This window comes from Vibrio sp. 2130-1, from assembly GCF_033339515.1.
Map to the genome: position 1 here is coordinate 261 of NZ_JAWOUT010000423.1, position 364 is coordinate 624.

Genomic DNA, 364 nt, shown 5'->3' on the forward strand with positions numbered 1-364 from the left:
ATATTTCTCAGCTTGGGAAAAGCCAAGTTGATGGCAAAGCAAGTCTTAAAATGTTGTTTAACAGTGGGCAAATTCAATCGCTTTTGACTCAAGCTCAGTTGCCTTCATGGTCACCGAATCGTGCCAATATTTTGGTTTGGCTGGTGGAAGAGCAAGATTACGACCGCGCAATTGCATGGGAACATTCTGATTCTGCCAACGTTGCTGCGTTGAAAAAAGCAACGGAAGCTCGTGGCCTTCCAATTACGATTCCTGTTGGGGATTTTGACGATGTCACGGGCGTAAACACGTCTGATCTTTGGGGCGGTTTCATTGAACCGATTAGCCAAGCCAGCCAGCGTTACCCAGCGGACGCGGTATTAAT

At 47.0% G+C, this 364-nt stretch carries 1 pseudogene; it reads left to right on the plus strand.

Annotated features, from left to right (window positions below):
- Positions 1 to 364 (plus strand): annotated as a pseudogene (locus R7Q09_RS26615) (DUF2066 domain-containing protein); the annotation flags it as partial.